At 69.8% G+C, this 17,366-nt stretch carries 19 protein-coding genes; 8 read left to right on the forward strand and 11 right to left on the reverse strand.

Going from position 1 to position 17,366, the window contains the following annotated elements; genetic code table 11:
* Positions 1-45 precede the first annotated feature (45 nt).
* Together HJG44_RS14205 and HJG44_RS14210 are read right to left on the reverse strand one after the other, a co-directional pair.
* Entirely contained in the window at positions 46-1,911 is a 1,866-nt protein-coding gene (locus tag HJG44_RS14205) for a hypothetical protein (protein WP_171219054.1), read from the reverse strand.
* A 408-nt stretch (positions 1,912-2,319) separates the two neighbouring features.
* Positions 2,320-2,574 (reverse strand): DUF2312 domain-containing protein, encoded by a 255-nt coding sequence (locus tag HJG44_RS14210; protein WP_171219055.1) that lies wholly within the window; start codon positions 2,572-2,574, stop codon positions 2,320-2,322.
* Between the two features lie 140 nt (positions 2,575-2,714).
* On the opposite strand from HJG44_RS14210, the gene hemW reads away from it, so the two are divergent.
* Together hemW and HJG44_RS14220 are read left to right on the forward strand one after the other, a co-directional pair.
* Positions 2,715-3,878: a radical SAM family heme chaperone HemW gene (gene hemW, locus HJG44_RS14215; RefSeq protein WP_171219056.1), complete on the forward strand. Its 1,164-nt coding sequence runs from the start codon at positions 2,715-2,717 to the stop codon at positions 3,876-3,878.
* Positions 3,879-3,977: 99 nt separating this feature from the next.
* Positions 3,978-4,187 (forward strand): hypothetical protein, encoded by a 210-nt coding sequence (locus HJG44_RS14220; protein ID WP_171219057.1) that lies wholly within the window; start codon positions 3,978-3,980, stop codon positions 4,185-4,187.
* Here HJG44_RS14220 and HJG44_RS14225 read toward each other — a convergent pair whose 3' ends face one another.
* Entirely contained in the window at positions 4,188-5,387 is a 1,200-nt protein-coding gene (locus HJG44_RS14225) for a penicillin-binding protein activator (protein ID WP_346767170.1), read from the reverse strand.
* 131 nt (positions 5,388-5,518) lie between these two features.
* On the opposite strand from HJG44_RS14225, the gene rsmI reads away from it, so the two are divergent.
* Positions 5,519-6,478 carry a 16S rRNA (cytidine(1402)-2'-O)-methyltransferase gene (rsmI, locus tag HJG44_RS14230; protein WP_171219538.1) on the forward strand — a complete coding sequence of 320 codons (960 nt, stop codon included), beginning with the start codon at positions 5,519-5,521 and terminating at the stop codon, positions 6,476-6,478.
* Positions 6,475-6,855, forward strand: a complete 381-nt coding sequence (locus HJG44_RS14235; protein WP_171219058.1) for a YraN family protein — start codon at positions 6,475-6,477, stop codon at positions 6,853-6,855. Before rsmI ends, HJG44_RS14235 begins: the two co-directional genes overlap by 4 nt.
* Here HJG44_RS14235 and HJG44_RS14240 read toward each other — a convergent pair.
* Positions 6,852-7,439: a thiamine pyrophosphate-dependent enzyme gene (locus HJG44_RS14240; RefSeq protein ID WP_171219059.1), complete on the reverse strand. Its 588-nt coding sequence runs from the start codon at positions 7,437-7,439 to the stop codon at positions 6,852-6,854. The two genes, HJG44_RS14235 and HJG44_RS14240, sit on opposite strands and share 4 nt — an antisense overlap.
* 4 nt (positions 7,440-7,443) lie before the next feature.
* Positions 7,444-7,998 carry a phosphonopyruvate decarboxylase gene (locus HJG44_RS14245; RefSeq protein WP_346767171.1) on the reverse strand — a complete coding sequence of 185 codons (555 nt, stop codon included), beginning with the start codon at positions 7,996-7,998 and terminating at the stop codon, positions 7,444-7,446.
* Positions 7,999-8,115: 117 nt separating this feature from the next.
* Here HJG44_RS14245 and gshB point away from each other — a divergent pair, with 117 nt between their 5' ends.
* Positions 8,116-9,063, forward strand: coding sequence for a glutathione synthase (gene gshB / locus HJG44_RS14250; RefSeq protein WP_171219061.1), 948 nt, complete (start codon positions 8,116-8,118; stop codon positions 9,061-9,063).
* A 25-nt stretch (positions 9,064-9,088) separates the two neighbouring features.
* Here gshB and rcdA read toward each other — a convergent pair whose 3' ends face one another.
* The gene (gene rcdA, locus HJG44_RS14255) at positions 9,089-9,631 is read right to left on the reverse strand and encodes a protease adaptor protein RcdA (RefSeq protein ID WP_171219539.1); all 543 of its coding nucleotides are present in this window, start codon (positions 9,629-9,631) and stop codon (positions 9,089-9,091) included.
* Between the two features lie 325 nt (positions 9,632-9,956).
* Positions 9,957-10,151 (reverse strand): DUF1192 domain-containing protein, encoded by a 195-nt coding sequence (locus tag HJG44_RS14260; protein WP_171219062.1) that lies wholly within the window; start codon positions 10,149-10,151, stop codon positions 9,957-9,959.
* A 168-nt stretch (positions 10,152-10,319) separates the two neighbouring features.
* Between HJG44_RS14260 and HJG44_RS14265 the strand changes: the two genes are divergently transcribed.
* The 3 genes from HJG44_RS14265 to HJG44_RS14275 are packed head-to-tail and all read left to right on the forward strand — an operon-like array spanning position 10,320 to position 12,225.
* Positions 10,320-11,039, forward strand: coding sequence for a DUF1013 domain-containing protein (locus HJG44_RS14265; RefSeq protein WP_171219063.1), 720 nt, complete (start codon positions 10,320-10,322; stop codon positions 11,037-11,039).
* Between the two features lie 15 nt (positions 11,040-11,054).
* The gene (locus HJG44_RS14270) at positions 11,055-12,005 is read left to right on the forward strand and encodes an aldo/keto reductase (protein ID WP_171219064.1); all 951 of its coding nucleotides are present in this window, start codon (positions 11,055-11,057) and stop codon (positions 12,003-12,005) included.
* Positions 12,006-12,012: 7 nt separating this feature from the next.
* A complete protein-coding gene (locus tag HJG44_RS14275) occupies positions 12,013-12,225 on the forward strand; it encodes a DUF1902 domain-containing protein (RefSeq protein ID WP_171219065.1) in 213 nt (70 codons plus the stop codon).
* Between the two features lie 109 nt (positions 12,226-12,334).
* Here HJG44_RS14275 and HJG44_RS14280 read toward each other — a convergent pair whose 3' ends face one another.
* From HJG44_RS14280 to HJG44_RS14295, 4 genes are all read right to left on the reverse strand, one after another.
* Positions 12,335-12,511 carry a CCDC90 family protein gene (locus HJG44_RS14280; protein WP_246736261.1) on the reverse strand — a complete coding sequence of 59 codons (177 nt, stop codon included), beginning with the start codon at positions 12,509-12,511 and terminating at the stop codon, positions 12,335-12,337.
* 45 nt (positions 12,512-12,556) lie between these two features.
* Positions 12,557-14,476, reverse strand: a complete 1,920-nt coding sequence (locus tag HJG44_RS14285) for a propionyl-CoA synthetase (protein ID WP_171219066.1) — start codon at positions 14,474-14,476, stop codon at positions 12,557-12,559.
* A gap of 155 nt (positions 14,477-14,631) precedes the next feature.
* On the reverse strand, positions 14,632-15,573 hold the full coding sequence (locus tag HJG44_RS14290; RefSeq protein WP_171219067.1) for a TorF family putative porin: 942 nt from the start codon (positions 15,571-15,573) through the stop codon (positions 14,632-14,634).
* Between the two features lie 232 nt (positions 15,574-15,805).
* Positions 15,806-17,239, reverse strand: coding sequence for a L,D-transpeptidase family protein (locus HJG44_RS14295; protein ID WP_246736262.1), 1,434 nt, complete (start codon positions 17,237-17,239; stop codon positions 15,806-15,808).
* Between the last annotated feature and the right edge of the window lie 127 nt (positions 17,240-17,366).

A 17,366-nucleotide genomic window follows, 5' to 3' on the forward strand; every position in this document is an offset into this window, starting at 1 on the left:
CACTGTGGTGAGAGCTCCGGGGCGAATCGCCCCGGAGCGGCATCGTCAGATCGCAAGCCCGCTCAGCAGCGAACCGGACCGGACATCTGCGTGCGGATCGGAATGCCCGAGATCCGCGATCGCGATGTCGAGCACGCCGAGGTCGAGGGACAGATCGCCATCGGCCGCGGGCGCGTCGACCGGTGCCGGGAGCGGCGCCGTGTCGAGCAGCCTGCCGACGAGCGAGTCCGCGCCGGTCCCGTCCAGGGCCGCGAAGGCGAGCTGATCGCCGCCCGTGATGGCATCGACGTCGAGCAGCGTCGGCTGCGCAGTGTCGAGCGCGTTGACCTCGATCGGAGAGGGCGAGCCGTCGCCCGCCGACAGCAGGTTCCCTGTGAGGATCGACGGTGCGCCGCCGCTGCCCACATCGGCCGTGACGAGAGGTTGCGTCTCGCCGCCCGTGCCGCCGCCTGGCACTCCGCCGAGAACGTCGCCCAGCGTGTCCACGGTGCCTCTCACGAGGTCGATGAGGATGGGCGAGCCTCCGTCGCCGCCGGGAAGCGCGCCGGTCAGCCCGTCCAAGGCGCCCGTCGCGCCGCCATCCACGACCTCCTGCACCAGACCCGTCACGGGCGTCGCAACGTCGCCCACACCGTCCAGCGTGCCGATCGCCGTGGAGACGAGCCCGCCCGCGGCGTCCAGCGTGTCCCCCAGGTTCTCGACGACCGGATCGAGGCTCGCCCCGAGATCGGCGCCCGATAGGACCGCCCCGGGCACCGCGATGACGGACGTGAGGAGGTTCGAGTCTCCGTCGGGGCCGTTCGTCCCGAGATGGCCGATCCCGACCGACTCGATCGTGTCCGTCAGGCTCCCGACCAGGCCACCCGCACCGGCGCCCGCGCCGATCCCGGCCAGCGTGTCGGTCAGGTCCAGACTGACGTCGTTGACGATCCCGGTGATCGACCCGAGCCCGATTCCGGTGCCGAGGGACAGGGACCCGAGCGAGTCGGCGACGTCGCCGGTCGCGTCGAGCACGCCGCCCGTCGCACCGAGGACCGACCCGAGCCCGCCGACCGACACCGCGGAGCCGAGCTCGCCCAGGACATCACCCGTATCGTCCAGGACATTCCCGACGCTGGTGAAGACCGGGTTGAGGGCGTTCCCGAGAGGCGCCCCTGACAGGATGGTCCCGGGGGCCGCAACGACGCTGCCGAGGAGGCTCGGACCGCTGCCGCCAGACGTCAGTCCCGTGTCGTCGAGGAGAGTCGACAGCGCCCCGCCGATCCCGCCAAGCCCCGCGCCGGCCACCACCTGGCCGATGGTTCCGCTTACGCCGCCGACCGCACCGGTCGCGATGTCGGTCACGCCGCCGAGCGAGACGCCCTGTCCGGGATTGATGCCGCCACCGCCCGCGACATCGCCGATGATCCCGCCGGTACCCGGCGAATCTCCCGATGCGACATCCCGGACCACCTCGGTGACCCCCTCGATCAGCCCGCCGCCGGCCGAGGGCTGGCCCGATCCGCCGGCGTCGCTGACCTCGGTCGTGGGCTGGCTGCCGCCCGTGTTGGATCCGCCGGCAGCCCCGGGCGGGGTCGTGCCGCCAGCATTGCCGGCATTGGCGGTCGGAGCTGGCTCGGCGGGAGCGCCCGTCGTGCCCGCATCGCTCCCCGCGGCGGGGGGCGGAGCGCTCGCCATGTCGGTGGAAGACTGGTTCTGGCTGCCGTCCTGGGGTTCGCTGGCGGCCGTTTCCGTCTGGGACGGCGTGGTGCCGGGCCCGGTCGACTGATCGCCCGCCGAGGGCTGATCCGGCGGCGGGACGTCCGATCCGCCGTAGAATTCGGTCTGACGACCCGGTCGATCGTAATAGACCTTGCCGCTACCGTTATCAGCGTAGCTGACGTAGGTACCGTCGGAATAACTCTCTGCCATCGTTCCTCTCTCGATAGAGACTTCGCAGCGACAAGTCTTTCCCGGAGAAGTTGTTTTCGATGGCTAAAATGCCCCCATGTATGTGGCTAACGGTGGGTAACCAAGCTACCTCGAAGGCGAGCAAAATCGAAGAACGCGCCTCGGCACGAGAGATTGCCGCGACGGCCCGCGGAGGGGTGTGCAGGTGGAAGCGCAGCACGCGATGCCGGCGCGACATGCGAGCACCGCAGACCGCGCCGATCACGGACCTGATCTGCCTCGCAATCAGCCCGAATCTTGCCCAGGACAGCCGGCGCGACCAGCGAAAAAACGTACCCCCGGGGGGGTTGGGGGCCCATACCCTGAATCCCGCGCCGCGGGCCGGGCGGCGCCAGCTACAGGCCGATCTCCCGGCCTGCACGCGCTCGCTCAGGTCATTCCGAGCGCCTGCATGTACAGCTCCAGGATGGCTTCCTCCTCCTGGCGCTCGGCATGATCCTTCTTGCGGATCCGGAGAATGGAGCGGACCGCCTTCGCGTCGAAGCCGCGGCCCTTCAGCTCGGCGAACACGTCCTTGATGTCGCCCGCGATGCCGGCCTTCTCTTCCTCGAGCCGCTCGATGCGCTCGATGAACTGCTTCAGCTCCTCGGCTGCGACACCGGTATCCGCGACGTCTGCGGCCATGATCCTCCAACTCCTCACATCCGGCAGATCGGCCGGTCAACGATTCGGAAAGCGAGGAAGCGGCCTGCCCGGCCGGTCCCGCGGCGTCAAGGTTTCGCAACGCGCCACCCTGCCCGCACGTTCTGTGCTAGGGTGGCTCGATGCTCGACCACCCGACCCGCGACGCCGGCTTCGCCGTCTATGTGCATTGGCCGTTCTGCCTCGCGAAATGCCCCTATTGCGACTTCAACAGCCATGTCCGGCAGACAGGGGTCGACGAGCCGCGTTTCGCGGCCGCATTCGCGCGCGAGATCGCGCATGCGGCCTCGCTCACCCCGGGGCGCCGGGTCACGAGCATCTTTCTCGGCGGCGGCACGCCCTCCCTGATGAGGCCGGAGACGGTCGGGGCGGTGCTCGACGCGGTCGGCGGAGCCTGGGAGGTCGCTCCGGACGCCGAGGTGACGCTGGAGGCCAATCCGACGAGCGTGGAGGCCGAGCGCTTCCGCGGCTACCGCGCCGCCGGCGTCAACCGCCTCTCGATCGGCGTCCAGGCGCTGAACGATGCCGACCTCAGCCGGCTCGGCCGCATGCATTCGGCCGCGGAGGCGCTCGCCGCGGTGGCGGTCGCGCGAAAGACCTTCGAGCGGTACTCGTTCGATCTGATCTATGCCCGCCCGAACCAGAAGCCGGAGGCCTGGGCGGAGGAGCTGCGGCAGGCGATCAGCCACGCGGCCGAGCACCTGTCGCTCTACCAGCTCACGATCGAGCCCGGGACCTGGTTCGAGAAGCTTCATGCCGCAGGCCGGCTCGTCGTGCCGGACGCCGAAACGGGGCGGGTTCTCTACGACCTGACGCAGGAGATCTGCGACGCCGCCGGCATGCCCGCCTACGAGATATCCAACCACGCCCGGCCCGGCGCCGAATCGCGGCACAACCTCGTGTATTGGCGCTACGGGGAATATGTCGGCGTGGGGCCCGGCGCGCACGGCCGGATCGTCGCGCCGGAGGGCCGGGTCGCGACCGCGACGGAGCGCAGCCCGGAGGAGTGGCTCGAACGGGTGGAGCGGCACGGCCATGGTCTGACGGAGTTCACGACCCTCTCGGCCGAGGAGGCCGCGGACGAGTTCCTCCTGATGGGCCTGCGCCTGCGCGAGGGGATCGATCCCGAGCGCTTCCGCGCCTTCGCGGGCCGCCGGCTCGACGCCCGCCGCATCTCGGACCTCGTCGGGGACGGCCTCCTTGCCGGCCATCTCGGCTCGCGCCTGGCGGTCACGCCGGCCGGCTTCCCGGTGCTGGACGCTGTGGTGGCCGACCTCGCGGCCTGACCGGCACGACGCGGGCCGCCACTGCCGCACCGCGTCCTCCCGAACCAAACCGTCCCCCGCGCGTAGACCGGGACAAGCCTGATCCGCACGAGGGCGGCCATGGACCCGGAGCTCGACCGATTGATCCGCGAGGAGATGCTGGCGAAGTCGCTCCAGGTGAGCCTGAGGCTCGCGACGCTCGCGGAACAGCTCGCGACATCGCTCGAAAGGGCAGCCGCAAGTTTCGAGCGGCTGGCAAACGCCCCCGCCGAGGCCGCGGCGCGCCGCGAAGCGTTCCGGCGGGCGGAATGCCCGGGCCGCTTCGAATAGCTATCCGAAGGCCTTGGGAGCCGGGCTGATCACGGCCGTCCCCTCGCCCCGCACCTCGTTCACGGCCAGCGCACGCTCGTTCGTTCCGTCCGGTCGGAACCGGAAGACGCCATCGACCCCGGCGAAACCGGTCGGAGCCAGGAGCGCCGCCTCCGAGTAGCGCGGCGTTCCCTGCATCCTGGCGAGCGCGGCCGCGAGCGACACGGCGTCATAGGCGAGCGTCGCGATGCGGGTCGGCTCGGCGTTGAACCGGGCGCGGTAGCGGCCCGCGAAAGCCGTGAAGCCCGCAATCTCCGGGGAGGCGAACCAGCCGCCCTGGATCGCCGCGACGCCGGCCGCTCGCGGATCGTTCCACAGCCCCGTCCCGAGCGGCTTCACGCGCCCGGGGCTGAAGCCCGCGGACTGGAGCGCGGAGCCGATCGCCGGCAGGTCGTCGCCGGGCGCCGGGATCAGGATGGCGTCGATCTGGCCGGAGAAGAGCGGCGCCAGGCGGGTCACGGCCGCGGCCGGCTGGCCCGGCGCATACCGCTCGAGCCCCGCGACCCGGATCCCGCGCCGCGCCGCAGCCTCCCGGAACGCGCCTTCGACGACGCTGCCGTAGGTCGTGTCGGGAACGAGCGCCGCGAAGGACCTCCGGCCCTGGGCGGCGGCGTAGTCGATGACGCGATCGACCTCGTTCTGCGGCAGGAAGCTCAGCAGATAGACGCCCCGGGAGGCGACCCCGGCATCCGTCGAGAAGCCGATCACCGGCCGTCCCTGCGCCTTGGCGACCGTACCGGCGGCCGCCACCGCGGAGGCGAAAAGCGGCCCGAGGATCAGCTCGGCCCCCTCGGCGAGCGCGGCCGTCGCCGCCTCCCGGGCCCCGTCGGCCGTCCCGCGATCGTCCTTCACCAGGATCGTGAGGTCAGGGTTCTGGAACTCGGCCATGGCGAGATCGGCCGCGTTGCGCAGCGAGGTCGCGGCCGAGGCGGCCTGCCCGGAAGCGCCGAGCGGCAGGATGAGTGCGACCTTCACGGCGCCGGTCCCGATCGTGGGTCCGGCGGAGGGCGCGGGAGCAGCCGGCGGATCGGCCAGCGGGTCGATCGCGGCGCTGGGGCGTCCGCGGCCCGGATCCATCACGCCGCCGCACGAGGCGAGGCCCGCGGCCGAGCCGCCGAGAAGCCCGGTCAGCACGATTCGGCGAGAGATCGGCTCGGTCACGGGAAGCCTCGTCGGAAAGCTCTCCTCCCCGTGGCCCGGGACGGAGGCCGCTCACTATCGCCAAGCATGGACAACAAAGGATGAAACTCCCGGCCGTTCCGTTCAACCGCGCCTCATGGCACAGATGGGCGATGGCGCAGGTGATCGACAACCGGACGCGGCGACCGGGAACCGGAGGACTGCCCTCCCCCGGCCGGGGCCCCGCGACCTTCACGGCCTTCGGCCTGGCGGCGGAAGCCGAGCCGCTGCCGCCGGGCCTCTATGTCGTCGCGACCCCCATCGGCAATCTGGGCGACATCTCGCTCCGGGCGCTGCAGACGCTCGCTGCCGCCGACGCGGTCCTGGCCGAGGACACGCGCGTGACCCGAACCCTTCTCGCCCATTACGGGATCACGACCCCGCTCGTCAGCTATCACGAACATTCCAACGACGCTGTGCGCGAGCGCATGATCCTGCGCATCCGCGAGGGGCAGGCACTCGCGCTCGTCTCCGATGCCGGCACGCCGCTGGTGTCAGATCCCGGATACAGGCTGGTCGAGGCCGCCATCGCGGAGGGCCTCCGCGTCGTCCCGCTCCCGGGCGCGTCGGCGGCGCTCGCCGCGCTCGTCGTCTCGGGCCTGCCGACCGACCGCTTCTTCTTCGAAGGCTTCCTTCCGGCGAAATCGGGCGCGCGAAGGACCCGGCTGGCGGAGCTCGCCTCTATTCCGGGCACGCTCGTGCTCTACGAGGCGCCGCACCGCCTCGCCGAATCGCTCGCCGACGCCGCCGCCGTCCTCGGGCCGCGGAACGCGGCCGTCGCGCGCGAGCTGACCAAGCTCTACGAGACCGTCAGGCGCGGCGCGCTCACCGATCTCGCCGAGGCCTACGCGGCCGAGCCGCAGCCCAAGGGCGAGATCGTGCTCCTGATCGCACCCGCGACCGCGGCGACGCGCGAGGCCGAGACACGTGCGACCGTCGACGGCAAACTGCGGGACGCCCTGCGCCAGCACAGCCTCAAGGACGCGGCGGCGCTCGTCGCCGGCGAGACCGGGCTGCCGAAGCGCGACGTCTATGCCCGAGCGCTCGCGCTGTCGAAGGAGGCGCCGGGGTGAGGACGGCCGCCGGTCGCCGCGTCTTCACCTACGGGCGCGGGCGCGGCGCCGAGCGCGTCGCTCTCCTCTGGCTGCTGGCGAAGGGCTACCGGCCTCTCGCGCGCCGCTTCTCGGCTGCGGGCGGCGAGATCGACCTCGTCGTCAGGCGGGGCGGCACCATCGCCTTCGTCGAGGTCAAGGCGCGGGGCAGCATGGAGGCGGCGCTCGCCTCCATCGACACCGCGAAGCGCCGCCGTTTCGGCCGCGCCGCCCGCGCCTGGCTCAGCCGCAATCCCGGCTTATCCGGCCTGACCTTCCGGGCCGACGCGGTCTTCATCGCGCCCGGAGCTTTTCCCCGGCACATGCCCGCCGCGTTCGAGCTCGATTTCGGCGGCTAACCCTGCGGCAGCCCGAGATGGGCGCGGAAACGGTTCTTGACGTGGACCGCATCGCGCGAGGGCAGCGATCGCGGCGGGTTCTCCTGCGATATCCGGATCACGAGGAGCCTCGGCCCGGCCGACGGCTCCGCGAGTGAGCGCCGCGCCGCCGCGATCTCGTCCATGCTGCGGACGGCCCGCGCCGCCGCGAAGCCGCACGCCTCCGCCACCTTCACGAGATCGATCGCAGCCGTGTGGCTCGCCTGCATGCCGGTCTCGCCATATTGCTGGTTGTCCAGCACCGCGAGGGTCAGGTTCCGAGGCCGCGCAACCCCGATCGTGGCGAGGGCGCCGAGCCCCATCAGCTGCTCGCCATCCCCCGTGATCACGAGTACCGGCCTGCCGGGCTGCGCCTGGGCGAGGCCGAGCCCGACCAGGGCGGCACCGCCCATCGCGCCCCAGAGATAGAAGTTGCCGTCGTGATCGCCGGCCGCGTGGACGTCGTAGGTCGGCGAGCCGAGCCCCGTCACGACCAGCAAGTGCTCGCGATCGGCGAGAAGCGCCGCGACCGCGTCGCGGCGGGCGAGGGTTCCGGGTCCGGTCATGCCTTCACCACTTCTTGCGGCCGAGAAGGCGTTGTCCGAGCAGCACCGCGACCTGCCCGTCGGCCTCGAAGGCGAGCGCCGCGGCGGCTTCGACGGTCTCGACGAGATCCTCGGGCGCCTCGGCCCGCATCACCCGCACTCCCATCGCCTCGAGCGTCGGCTGCGTCGCCCGGCTCATCGGCACCTGCCAGGGGTTGAACTCCGCCCACTCGCCCCGCATCGTCACCAGCATCAGCAGCGGAAAGCGCCCGATCGCCGGCAGCGACAGCATGTTGATGCAGTTCCCGACCCCGCTCGACTGCATCAGCAGGACGGAGCGCTGGCCGCCGAGCCAGGCGCCCGCCGCGATCGCGATGCCCTCCTCCTCGGTCGTCAGCACGTTGCAGATGACAGCGGGATCGGCCTCGAGAAGCTTGATGAGGGCGGTGTGGCCCGCATCCGGCACATAGGACATGTGCCCGATACCGGCCGCCTTGAGCGTGCGGTAGAGCCGAACCGGCCAGCCATTCTCTGCCGGAGCGGCTGTCCCGCTCTCTCCGGCCCCCGACGGAGCATCCACGCCCGTTCTCCCGCTTTGCTGCGCCTCCCTACAACCGGCAGCCCCGCGGAGAAACCCTCTCCGCTGGCGCGGGACGTCCGAGCCGCTATGGTCCGGCGCGACTGACCGGAGCATCCCATGACCCTCACCGTCGCGGTCCAGATGGACCCGATCCAGACGATCAAGATCGCGGGCGATTCGACCTTCGGGCTGCTGCTCGAGGCGGAGCGGCGCGGGCACAGGCTGCTCCATTACGGCCCGGAGCGGCTCTCCATGCGCGACGGCCGGGTCACGGCGCGCGTGGAGGAGCTCCGCGTCCGCGACGAGGAGGGCAACCACGCGACGCTTAGCGAGCCCTTCCGGATGAACCTCGCGGAGGCCGATGTCGTGCTGATGCGGCAGGATCCGCCCTTCGACATCGCCTATATCACGGCGACCCATCTCCTCGAGCGCATCCACCCGAAGACGCTGGTCGTGAACGACCCGGCCTCTGTCCGCAACGCGCCGGAGAAGCTCTTCGTCACCCACTTTCCGCAGCTCATGCCGCCGACGCTCATCAGCCGCGACAAGGCCGAGATCGAGGAGTTCCGGCGCGAGCACGGAGCCGTGGTCATGAAGCCGCTGCACGGCCATGGCGGCGCGGCCGTGATCCGCATCCTGCCGGACGATCCGAATTTCGGCTCGGTCTTCGACCTCTTCTCCGTGACCTTCAAGGAACCCTGGGTGATCCAGCGGTTCCTGCCGCGCATCACGGAGGGTGACAAGCGCATCGTGCTGGTCGAGGGCGAGCCGCTCGGCGCCGTGAACCGCGTCCCGGCCGCGAACGATCTCCGCTCCAACATGGTGCGGGGCGGCGCCGCGAACGCGACGGAGCTGACGGAGCGCGAGCGCGAGATCTGCGCGACGATCGGGCCGGAGCTGAGGGCGCGCGGGCTCGTCTTCGTCGGGATCGACGTGATCGACGGCAACCTCACGGAGATCAACGTCACGTCCCCGACCGGCATCCGGGCCATCCGGCGGCTCGGCGGGCCGGACATCGCGTCCGCGATCTGGGATGCGATCGAGGGGCGGCTCGGGCGGAGCTGAGGCGCGATTCCGCCGGGAGACGCCCTCAGCCGGCGGCCTGGCGCGCCCCGAAGGCCATCTTCAGGAGGTCCTGCTGGATCGAGACCGGGCTCGAGGCGCGCGGGGCGGGCGCCTCCTCGGCCTGGGCGATCAGCGCGTCGAGATGAACGAGGCGGGCGTGAAGACGCAGCGACAGCGCGACCAGCTCGCGGAAGCGCTCGGGCATCTCGTCGAAATCCCGCTGGCTGACGGTCGTCTCCTGCACGGCCAGGCGCACCCGGTCCTTCTCGCGCCGGGCCTGGGCCGGCGTGATCTCGCCCTCGGCGACCGCACGCTGCACCAGGAGCCATGAGGCGATCTGCATCAGCCGCGTCGTGAGCCGCATGCTCTCGCTGGCATAGGTGAGGGTGGCGTTGCGGCGGAGCAGGGCCGATTCGCTGCGGCCGGGACCGTCGAGATACTCGGCCGTGTCCTCGACCAGCGCCATGCCCTCTCGGAACAGGGCTTTGAAGGCGTCCGACTTGACGAAGCTCGTCCCGAAGCGGACGAGCCCGCGATCGGCCTCGAACGAGAACTCTGGCTGGCTCAACACGTAACGCCCCTCCTCGTGACGGAACCCTGCCCCGTTCCGGGTCGTTCGGGGCGGCTCCATCGGCGAAGAGCAACTCTAGCGCCGTCAACTCCGAGGCGCCTCGTTCACTCTCTGTCAAGGTTAACAGGGTGGGGGCGCGAAAGAAAAGCCGCCCTTGCGAGCGGCTTGAAAGTGGTAACAGGGAGGCATCAAACAGAGTGGCAGGCCACTCGAGATCCAGCAAAACTGGACGGCTCTGGTTATGAAGCGGAAAGCTTAAAGGGCGGTTAAGGCCCGGGACACGCTGGCCCAGAACGGAACGGGTGGTACAGGGCCCGTCGGTTCAGGTCCTGAAAAAGGCGCTCGCCGCCTCGCGCGAGGCGGCCTTCCGGCGCGCCTCCTCCTCGATCCGCGCGATCTCGGCCCTGAGAAGCTCGACGCGCTCCTTCAGCTCGTGCTCGGAGAGGCTCGCCAGGTCGCAGCCGATCTCGTGCGCGACCTGTTTCCTCGGGGCAAGACCGAACTCGTCCTCGCGCATGCTGCCCTCCCCGCTTCGCCGAAGGCTCGATTGCGCCGACCCTCGCCTTGCCTATATGAAGGAGCGACTTCCGTCACAATCAGGAACGATGCGCTCCGGTCGAGCCGCAGCCGGAGCACGAGGGAAATCCGGCTGCCGGGGACCCGCCGACCGTCCGAGGAGAACAAGATGTCGCAAGCACCGCTGATGCCGAAGGCGACCGCCGTGTGGCTGGTTGAGAACACCTCGCTTACCTTCGAGCAGATCGCCGAGTTCTGCCACCTGCACCCCCTGGAGGTGAAGGGCATCGCGGATGGCGAGGTCGCGCAGGGCATCAAGGGGGCCGACCCGATCACGGGCGGGCAGCTCACGCGCGAGGAGATCGATCGGGCGGCGGCCGATCCGAGCTATAGGCTCAAGATGGCGCCCCCTAAGGTGAAGCTGCCGGAGATCAAGCCGACCCGGCGCGGCCCCCGGTACACGCCGGTCTCGCGCCGCCACGACCGGCCGAACGCGATCCTCTGGCTCATCCGCAACCATCCGGAGCTGAAGGACGCGCAGATCATCCGCCTCGTCGGGACGACCAAGAGCACGATCCAGCAGATCCGCGAGCGCACCCACTGGAATTCGGCCAGCCTGCAGCCGATGGACCCGGTCACGCTCGGGCTATGCTCGCAGATCGACCTGGATTTCGAGGTGCAGCGCGCGGCCAAGGACCGGCCCGCCACGGAGCCGGCGGAATCAGGCCAGACGCTGTTGCCGGCCGAGGTCACGACCGCACCTGAGACGCGCACCGACCCCTTTGCCGACATGTCCCGCAAGACGAGCCCTGAGGAGGAGAAGATCGACGTCGATTCGGTCTTCGCCAAGCTCAAGCAGCTCAAGCGTACCGAGGACGAGGACGCCTGAGCGGAGCGCCGGACCATGGAACTGCGCCGCCTCGGCCGCTCGCCCCTGCAGGTGCCGCCGCTCTGCTTCGGCTGCAACATCTTCGGCTGGACGGCGGACGAGGCGACCTCGTTCACCCTGCTCGACGCCCTTCTCGATCACGGCGTCAATTTCCTCGACACGGCGGACGTCTATTCGCGCTGGGCGCCGGGGCATCAGGGCGGCGAATCGGAGACGATCATCGGGCGCTGGATGAAGGCCCGCGGCAACCGGGACCGCATCATCCTGGCCACCAAGGTCGGGATGGACATGGGCGAGGGCCGGGTCGGCCTGAAGGCCGGCTATATCGCGCAGGCCGTCGAGGCGTCCCTGAAGCGGCTTCAGACCGATTACATCGACCTCTACCAGTCCCATAAGGACGACCCGGACACGCCGCAGGAGGAGACCCTCGGCGCCTATGCGAAGCTGATCCAGGCCGGGAAGGTCCGCGTGATCGGCGCCTCGAACTTCTCGGCCGAGCGCCTCTCGGAGGCGCTCCGCCTGGCCGAGACGGAGAACCTGCCGCGCTACGAGAGCCTTCAGCCCGAATACAATCTCTACGAGAGGTCGATCTTCGAGGGGCCGCTGGAGCGGGTCTGCCGCGAGAACGAGATCGGCGTGATCACCTTCTTCTCGCTCGCGGCCGGCTTTCTCACGGGCAAGTACCGGTCGGAGGCGGATTTCTCCAAGAGCCCCCGCGGTGCGCGCTCGATCCCCCGCTACATGAACGAGCGCGGCATGCGCATCCTCGCGGCCCTCGACGAAATCGCGGCGGCGAAACGCACGGAGCCGGCGGCGGTCGCGCTCGCCTGGCTGATGGCGAAGCCCGCCGTCACGGCCCCGATTGCCAGCGCCACCTCGCCGAAGCAGCTCGAGACGCTGATCGCCGCCACCCGGCTGGAGCTCTCGCCGGACGAGATGGCGAAGCTCGACGCCACGGGGCCGTGACGGGCGGATGTCGAACCCGCACGAATCCTCGCTCCGGGCGGAGCGCGGGAGCGAGCTCGTCGAGATTGCGGGGGAGAAGGTGGCGCTCGGCTACGATCCGGACGGCGAGGTCTGGTTCGTCCGCGCCAGCAGCGTGCCCGGCCTCGCCGCAACGGCAGCCACGCGGGACGAGCTTCTCGACGAGCTGCCGCTGCTGATCCGGCAGGCGCTGCTGCCGTAACTGGCGGGCGACGGTTTTCGGTGAGACGTCACGGGCGCAGCCCGATCCTGACGAGAGTGACGAGCGCGCCCAGAATCACGATCGTCTGCAGGCCGATCGCGCCGAACATTCATTTCAGGATTTCGGCCTTCAACTCCGCGAGACCGGCTTTGGTCGCGAGCGAAGACGTGTGGACCGCGCTGGCCTCTCGGACGACGTCCGTGACCGCTTCGGCCTGATCCTCCGTGAAACCGGCAGCCCTCAACCGCTTGGCGAGCGACAGGGTATCGAGGGCCGCGACCGCCATGCCACAAATATGGCGGAGCTCCGTGTGTCTGTCGAGACTTCGGCGTCAGCCCGGCAGCCCATGCGAGCTCAGCGCTGCCGCGATCTCGTCGAAGATGGCCGGATCGTCGACCGTCGCCGGCACGGTCCAGCTATCCCCGTCGGCGAGCTTCTTCATCGTCCCGCGGAGGATCTTGCCCGAGCGGGTCTTCGGCAGCCGACCGACCGTGATGGCGATCTTGAAGGCCGCCACGGGCCCGATCTTCTCCCGCACGAGCCCGACGAGTTCCGTCTCGACCTCCTGGGGTGCCTTGCCGATGCCGGTCTTGAGCACGACGAAACCCGCCGGCACCTCGCCCTTGAGCGGGTCTTTCACGCCGATCACGGCGCATTCGGCGACGGCCGGATGCGAGGCGAGCACTTCTTCCATGGCGCCGGTCGAGAGCCTGTGGCCGGCGACGTTGATGACGTCGTCCGTCCGGCCCATCACGTAGACGTAGCCGTCCTCGTCGAGATAGCCGGCATCCGACGTCGTGTAGTAGCCCGGGAAGGTCGACAGGTAGGTGTGCCGGAAGCGCTCGTCGTCGTTGTAGAGCGTCGGCAGGCAGGCCGGCGGCAGTGGCAGCCTGATCGCCAGCGTGCCCATCTGGTTCGGCGGAAGCGGCTTTCCGCCCTCGTCCAGCGTCTCCAGCACGTAGCCCGGCATCGGCACGGTCGGCGAGCCGCGCTTGACCGGAAGGCGGCCCAGGCCGAGCGGATTGCCTGCGATGGGCCAGCCGGTCTCGGTCTGCCACCAATGGTCGATCACCGGGACCTCGAAGGTCTTCTCCGCCCAGGCGACCGTGTCGGGGTCCGCCCGCTCGCCCGCCAGGAACAGGGCGCGGAACCGCGACAGGTCGTGCTCGCGCACGAGGCGCCCGTCCGGATCTTCCTTGCGGATCGCGCGGAGCGCGGTCGGCGCGGTGAACAGCGTGACGACGCCATGTTCCGCGCAGACGCGCCAGAAGGCGCCCGCATCCGGGGTGCCGACGGGCTTGCCCTCGTAGAGGACGCTCGTGGCGCCGTGGAAGAGCGGCGCGTAGACGATGTAGGTGTGGCCCACGACCCAGCCGATGTCGGAGGCCGTCCAGAACACCTCGCCGGGCTGGATGCCGTAGAGGTTCGGCATCGACCAGAGCGGGGCGACGAGATGCCCGCCGGTGTCGCGGACGACGCCCTTGGGGCGGCCGGTCGTACCGGAGGTGTAGAGGATGTAGAGCGGATCGGTCGCGAGCACGCGGGCGCATTCGGCCGCGACGCCCCGCGAGGCGGCGTCCGCCACCGCCTCGGCCCAGTCGAGATCGCGGCCCGCGACGAGCTCGGCCGCGAGCTGCGGGCGCTGCAGCACGAGGCAGGTTCCGACCTTGTGCCCGGATAGGCGAAGCGCCTCGTCGAGCAGCGGCTTGTAGGCGACCAGCCGGTTCGTCTCGATCCCGCAGGAGGCCGTGAGCACGATCTTCGGACGCGCATCCTCGATGCGGGCCGCGAGCTCCCGCGACGCGAAACCGCCGAACACGACCGAGTGCACGGCACCGAGTCGCGCCGTCGCGTACATGGCGGCGACGGCTTCGGGAATCATCGGCATGTAGATGACGACGCGGTCGCCCTTCCCCACCCCGAGCTCGGCCAGCACGCCCGCCAGCATCTTCACGTCAGCCAGCATCTCGCCATAGGTGATGCGACGCTTCTGGCCGGTGACCGGGCTGTCGTAGAGGATGGCCGCCTGGTCGCCGCGCCCGGCCGCGACATGCCGGTCGAGCGCGTTGTGGCAGGTGTTCGTGACGCCGTCCGGGAACCAGCGGCCATAGATGCCGGCCTGCGGATCGAAGGCGCGGGAGGGCTTCTCGAACCAGTCGACCGCCCCGGCGGCCTCCATCCAGAACCCCTCGGGGTCTGCGGCGGCGCGCGCATAGACCTCGCGATAGCGGCTTCCCGCGATGGCGCTCATCTCCTCCCTCCCGTCCTGTTCGGACCATGGTGCGCGAGGGAGTGCGCCCGGACCTCGACCTGACGCAAGACGCCGATGGTCATCCATTCGGCGGATGCGAAAAGGGCGGCGCCGGAAGCGCCGCCCTCGATGTGGCTCTGCTCTCCGCGTTCAGGTCAGCGCGGCACGCCCGGGCCGTCCAGGCCGAGCTGCTCGTAGATCTTGCTCGCCTGGAGATCGAGCGACAGCGTGGCGACGACGGCATCGCCGCACCAGTTGGAGCGCCCGGTCCCGTTGATGACGCCGCGCGGATCGCCCGTGTTGATGAAGCACTCGGTCTTGTTCAGGTCCGTGAAGTGGCCGCGCACGTCGAGCGTGAAGGCCCTCCAGGTGTAGGACACGCCGACATTGCCGTAGTTGTAATCGATCAGGTTGGTCGGGACGCCGACACCGCCGGTCCAGGGCGCGGTCCGCCCGAGGAAGTAATGGCCGAACTCGCCGGACACGGCGAAACCCTCGACGCCCAGGAGATCCGTCGGGATCACGTATTTGGCCGTGCCCGAGACGTAGGTGCCGTCGGCATGGGTGCCGAGCCAGTTGCCCGCATAGAACACGTTCGCGCCCAGCGTGAAGGCGTCGTTCACCGCCCAGCTCGCCTTGGCGGCGAATTCCAGGAAGTCCGTATTCGCCGGAGCGACGCCCGGGAAGAGCGCCCGCTCGCCCGGATAGTTGTAGTAGATCACGCCGAGGTCGAAGGTGAGCGGGCCCCATTTCGGCCGGATGCCGGCCGTCAGGTCGAACTCCATCGCCGGCCGGGTCGGCAGGTCGACCTTGGCGGTGGCAAAGCCCGTGTAGAACAGGTTGTCGAGATATTGCGCCTCGAAATAGGTCTGGCCGCTCTCGCGGTGGTCGGACTGGCTGATGCCGCGGAAATTGTAGTCCGACTGGATGCGGGCGCCGAACACGAAGTCGATCAGCGGCGTCTGCGCCGGCGCTGGCGCGGCTTCCGGCGGCAACCTCTTGGCCGTGAGGTCGGCCGCGATGCTCTGGCCCGCAATCGCCAGCCCTGCCGCGACGCTCAGCCCTGCGAGCGCGCCCCTAATCCGGTTCGACCCCATCTGCAGCTCCATCGACGCGCTTGGTGCGTCTTTGATGCGAGGGTGCCGGGAGCCGTTATTTTGAACAAAGAGAAAAAGCAGGCAAATGCATATATCTTAGGCAGTTTATGCTTTGCACAACTTGCTAGCAAAGCAGTGTTGCAGAAGAGACACGAGTCTGTAGCAGACCGAACCCGCTCCTGCCGTCCCGGACAGCCGGGGAGGGCGCCCGGGTCTGATTCCGGCCTGACGGTCAGTTCCGGACGAAGCCGTTCGGCGTCGGACCGACCGAGCCCGCCTGGACGAAGCCGGCGGCGCTCGCATGCTTCTCGGGCCGCGCGGCGGAAGCCTGCGGCTTTGCGAATCCGGCCGGCGCAGCGGGAGCCGTCTTGGCGGGCACGGCGGAGACCGACTTGCGGCGAGGCGGCAGCGGCGATGCCGCCGAGGCGGGAGCGCCCGATGCGGCGGCGACCGGTTCCGCAGGCTTCGCAGGTTCGGCATTGCGCCCGAATACGCCCCCGAGCATGCGCTCGTAGAAGGGGCGGCTGTCGGCCGCGGAATTGGCCGTCTCCGGCTCGGCCTTGGCGACGACGATCGGGGCCGGCTCCGCCGTGCGGCTCGAGGCGACCCTGGCCGCCGCGGCAGGCTTGCGGGTGGAAGCGGCCGCGAGCAGCGTGGTGCCCCGGCCGGAGCCGGCCGCCGCCGGCCCCTCGACCGGGATCTCCTGCGGCCCCTGGGCCAGCGCTTCGGGACGGCTCACATCGCCCAGGTTGCGCGGCTTGCGCGAGTCGAGGATCGCAAAGCCGGAATCCCCGCCGAAAGCCGCAAACGCGGTCTGGCGGAAGCTCTCGTGCTGGCCCCCATCGGCATAGACGAGGCGGACGGCCGGCGTTCCCTTGGCGATGAGCTCGGCGACCTCCTGGCGGTCCCGCTCCTCCTTCTGGGCGAGTGCCGGGGCGAGCGTCGGGTCCGGCGTGCAGCTATTGGCCACGGTGTTGAAGGCGTAGCGGCCGTTGCAGACGGCGACCTTCGCTTCGCGCTTGGTGATCTCGAAGACGTCGTTGCCTTCCTTCAGGTTGCGCCAATAGGGCATGTTCGGGTCGTGCCGGAACTTGGCGAGGTTCTCGGCCGTCATGCGGAACGGATAGGCCTGGAACTGGAAGCCCTTCTGGCCGCCCGCGAAGGCCTCGCGCGCCAGCGCATAGACCTCGGCGATGCCCTCGTCCGTCATCGCGTAGCAGCCGCGCGAAGAGCAGCTTCCGTGCACCATGAGATAGGAGCCCGTGCCGCCATGGGCCCGATCATAGGCGTTCGGATAGCCCGTATCGAAGGACAGGTAGTAGGACGAGTTCGGGTTCATCTGCGCGGGCGTGATCGTATAGAAACCCTCCGGCGCCTGCCGGTCGCCCTCGCGCCGCTTCGGCCCGAGCTGCCCGGACCAGCGGCAGATCGGGTAGGTCTTCAGATGGGCGTAGTGCCCGTCGACGCTCCGCTTCCAGACCTCGAGCTCGGATTCCTTCTTGAACACCCGCACCAGGATGGGGTCGCTCTTCGTCATGCCCTTCTCGGACATGAGGGCGACCGTCTGCGGCGGGATGGGTGCGAGCGCGCGGCCTGTGGAAGCGTACTGGTCGTTGCAGGCGGCGAGCGCAAGCGAAAGTGCCGCTCCAACAAGGAGGCGCTTCATGGACTGACCCCGCTACTCGGGTCCGATCAGGTGCCGGACCTCGCTGCCCCGATACTTAGGTTCGTTAGCCTTACCTCGGCCTTACCGCAACGCAACCCTACCAAGGCGACTGGTTAACGCGGCGTTA

Source organism: Enterovirga aerilata (assembly GCF_013044135.1).
Classification (GTDB): domain Bacteria; phylum Pseudomonadota; class Alphaproteobacteria; order Rhizobiales; family Beijerinckiaceae; genus Enterovirga; species Enterovirga aerilata.

Coding starts and splice junctions, on each gene's coding strand:
- HJG44_RS14205 (WP_171219054.1), bottom strand. CDS start 1,911: ATGGCAGAGAGTTATTCCGACGGTACCTACGTCAGCTACGCTGATAAC.
- HJG44_RS14210 (WP_171219055.1), bottom strand. CDS start 2,574: ATGGCCGCAGACGTCGCGGATACCGGTGTCGCAGCCGAGGAGCTGAAG.
- hemW (WP_171219056.1), top strand. CDS start 2,715: ATGCTCGACCACCCGACCCGCGACGCCGGCTTCGCCGTCTATGTGCAT.
- HJG44_RS14220 (WP_171219057.1), top strand. CDS start 3,978: ATGGACCCGGAGCTCGACCGATTGATCCGCGAGGAGATGCTGGCGAAG.
- rsmI (WP_171219538.1), top strand. CDS start 5,519: ATGGCGCAGGTGATCGACAACCGGACGCGGCGACCGGGAACCGGAGGA.
- HJG44_RS14240 (WP_171219059.1), bottom strand. CDS start 7,439: ATGACCGGACCCGGAACCCTCGCCCGCCGCGACGCGGTCGCGGCGCTT.
- gshB (WP_171219061.1), top strand. CDS start 8,116: ATGACCCTCACCGTCGCGGTCCAGATGGACCCGATCCAGACGATCAAG.
- HJG44_RS14260 (WP_171219062.1), bottom strand. CDS start 10,151: ATGCGCGAGGACGAGTTCGGTCTTGCCCCGAGGAAACAGGTCGCGCAC.
- HJG44_RS14265 (WP_171219063.1), top strand. CDS start 10,320: ATGTCGCAAGCACCGCTGATGCCGAAGGCGACCGCCGTGTGGCTGGTT.
- HJG44_RS14270 (WP_171219064.1), top strand. CDS start 11,055: ATGGAACTGCGCCGCCTCGGCCGCTCGCCCCTGCAGGTGCCGCCGCTC.
- HJG44_RS14275 (WP_171219065.1), top strand. CDS start 12,013: ATGTCGAACCCGCACGAATCCTCGCTCCGGGCGGAGCGCGGGAGCGAG.
- HJG44_RS14280 (WP_246736261.1), bottom strand. CDS start 12,511: ATGGCGGTCGCGGCCCTCGATACCCTGTCGCTCGCCAAGCGGTTGAGG.
- HJG44_RS14285 (WP_171219066.1), bottom strand. CDS start 14,476: ATGAGCGCCATCGCGGGAAGCCGCTATCGCGAGGTCTATGCGCGCGCC.
- HJG44_RS14290 (WP_171219067.1), bottom strand. CDS start 15,573: ATGGGGTCGAACCGGATTAGGGGCGCGCTCGCAGGGCTGAGCGTCGCG.
- HJG44_RS14295 (WP_246736262.1), bottom strand. CDS start 17,239: ATGAAGCGCCTCCTTGTTGGAGCGGCACTTTCGCTTGCGCTCGCCGCC.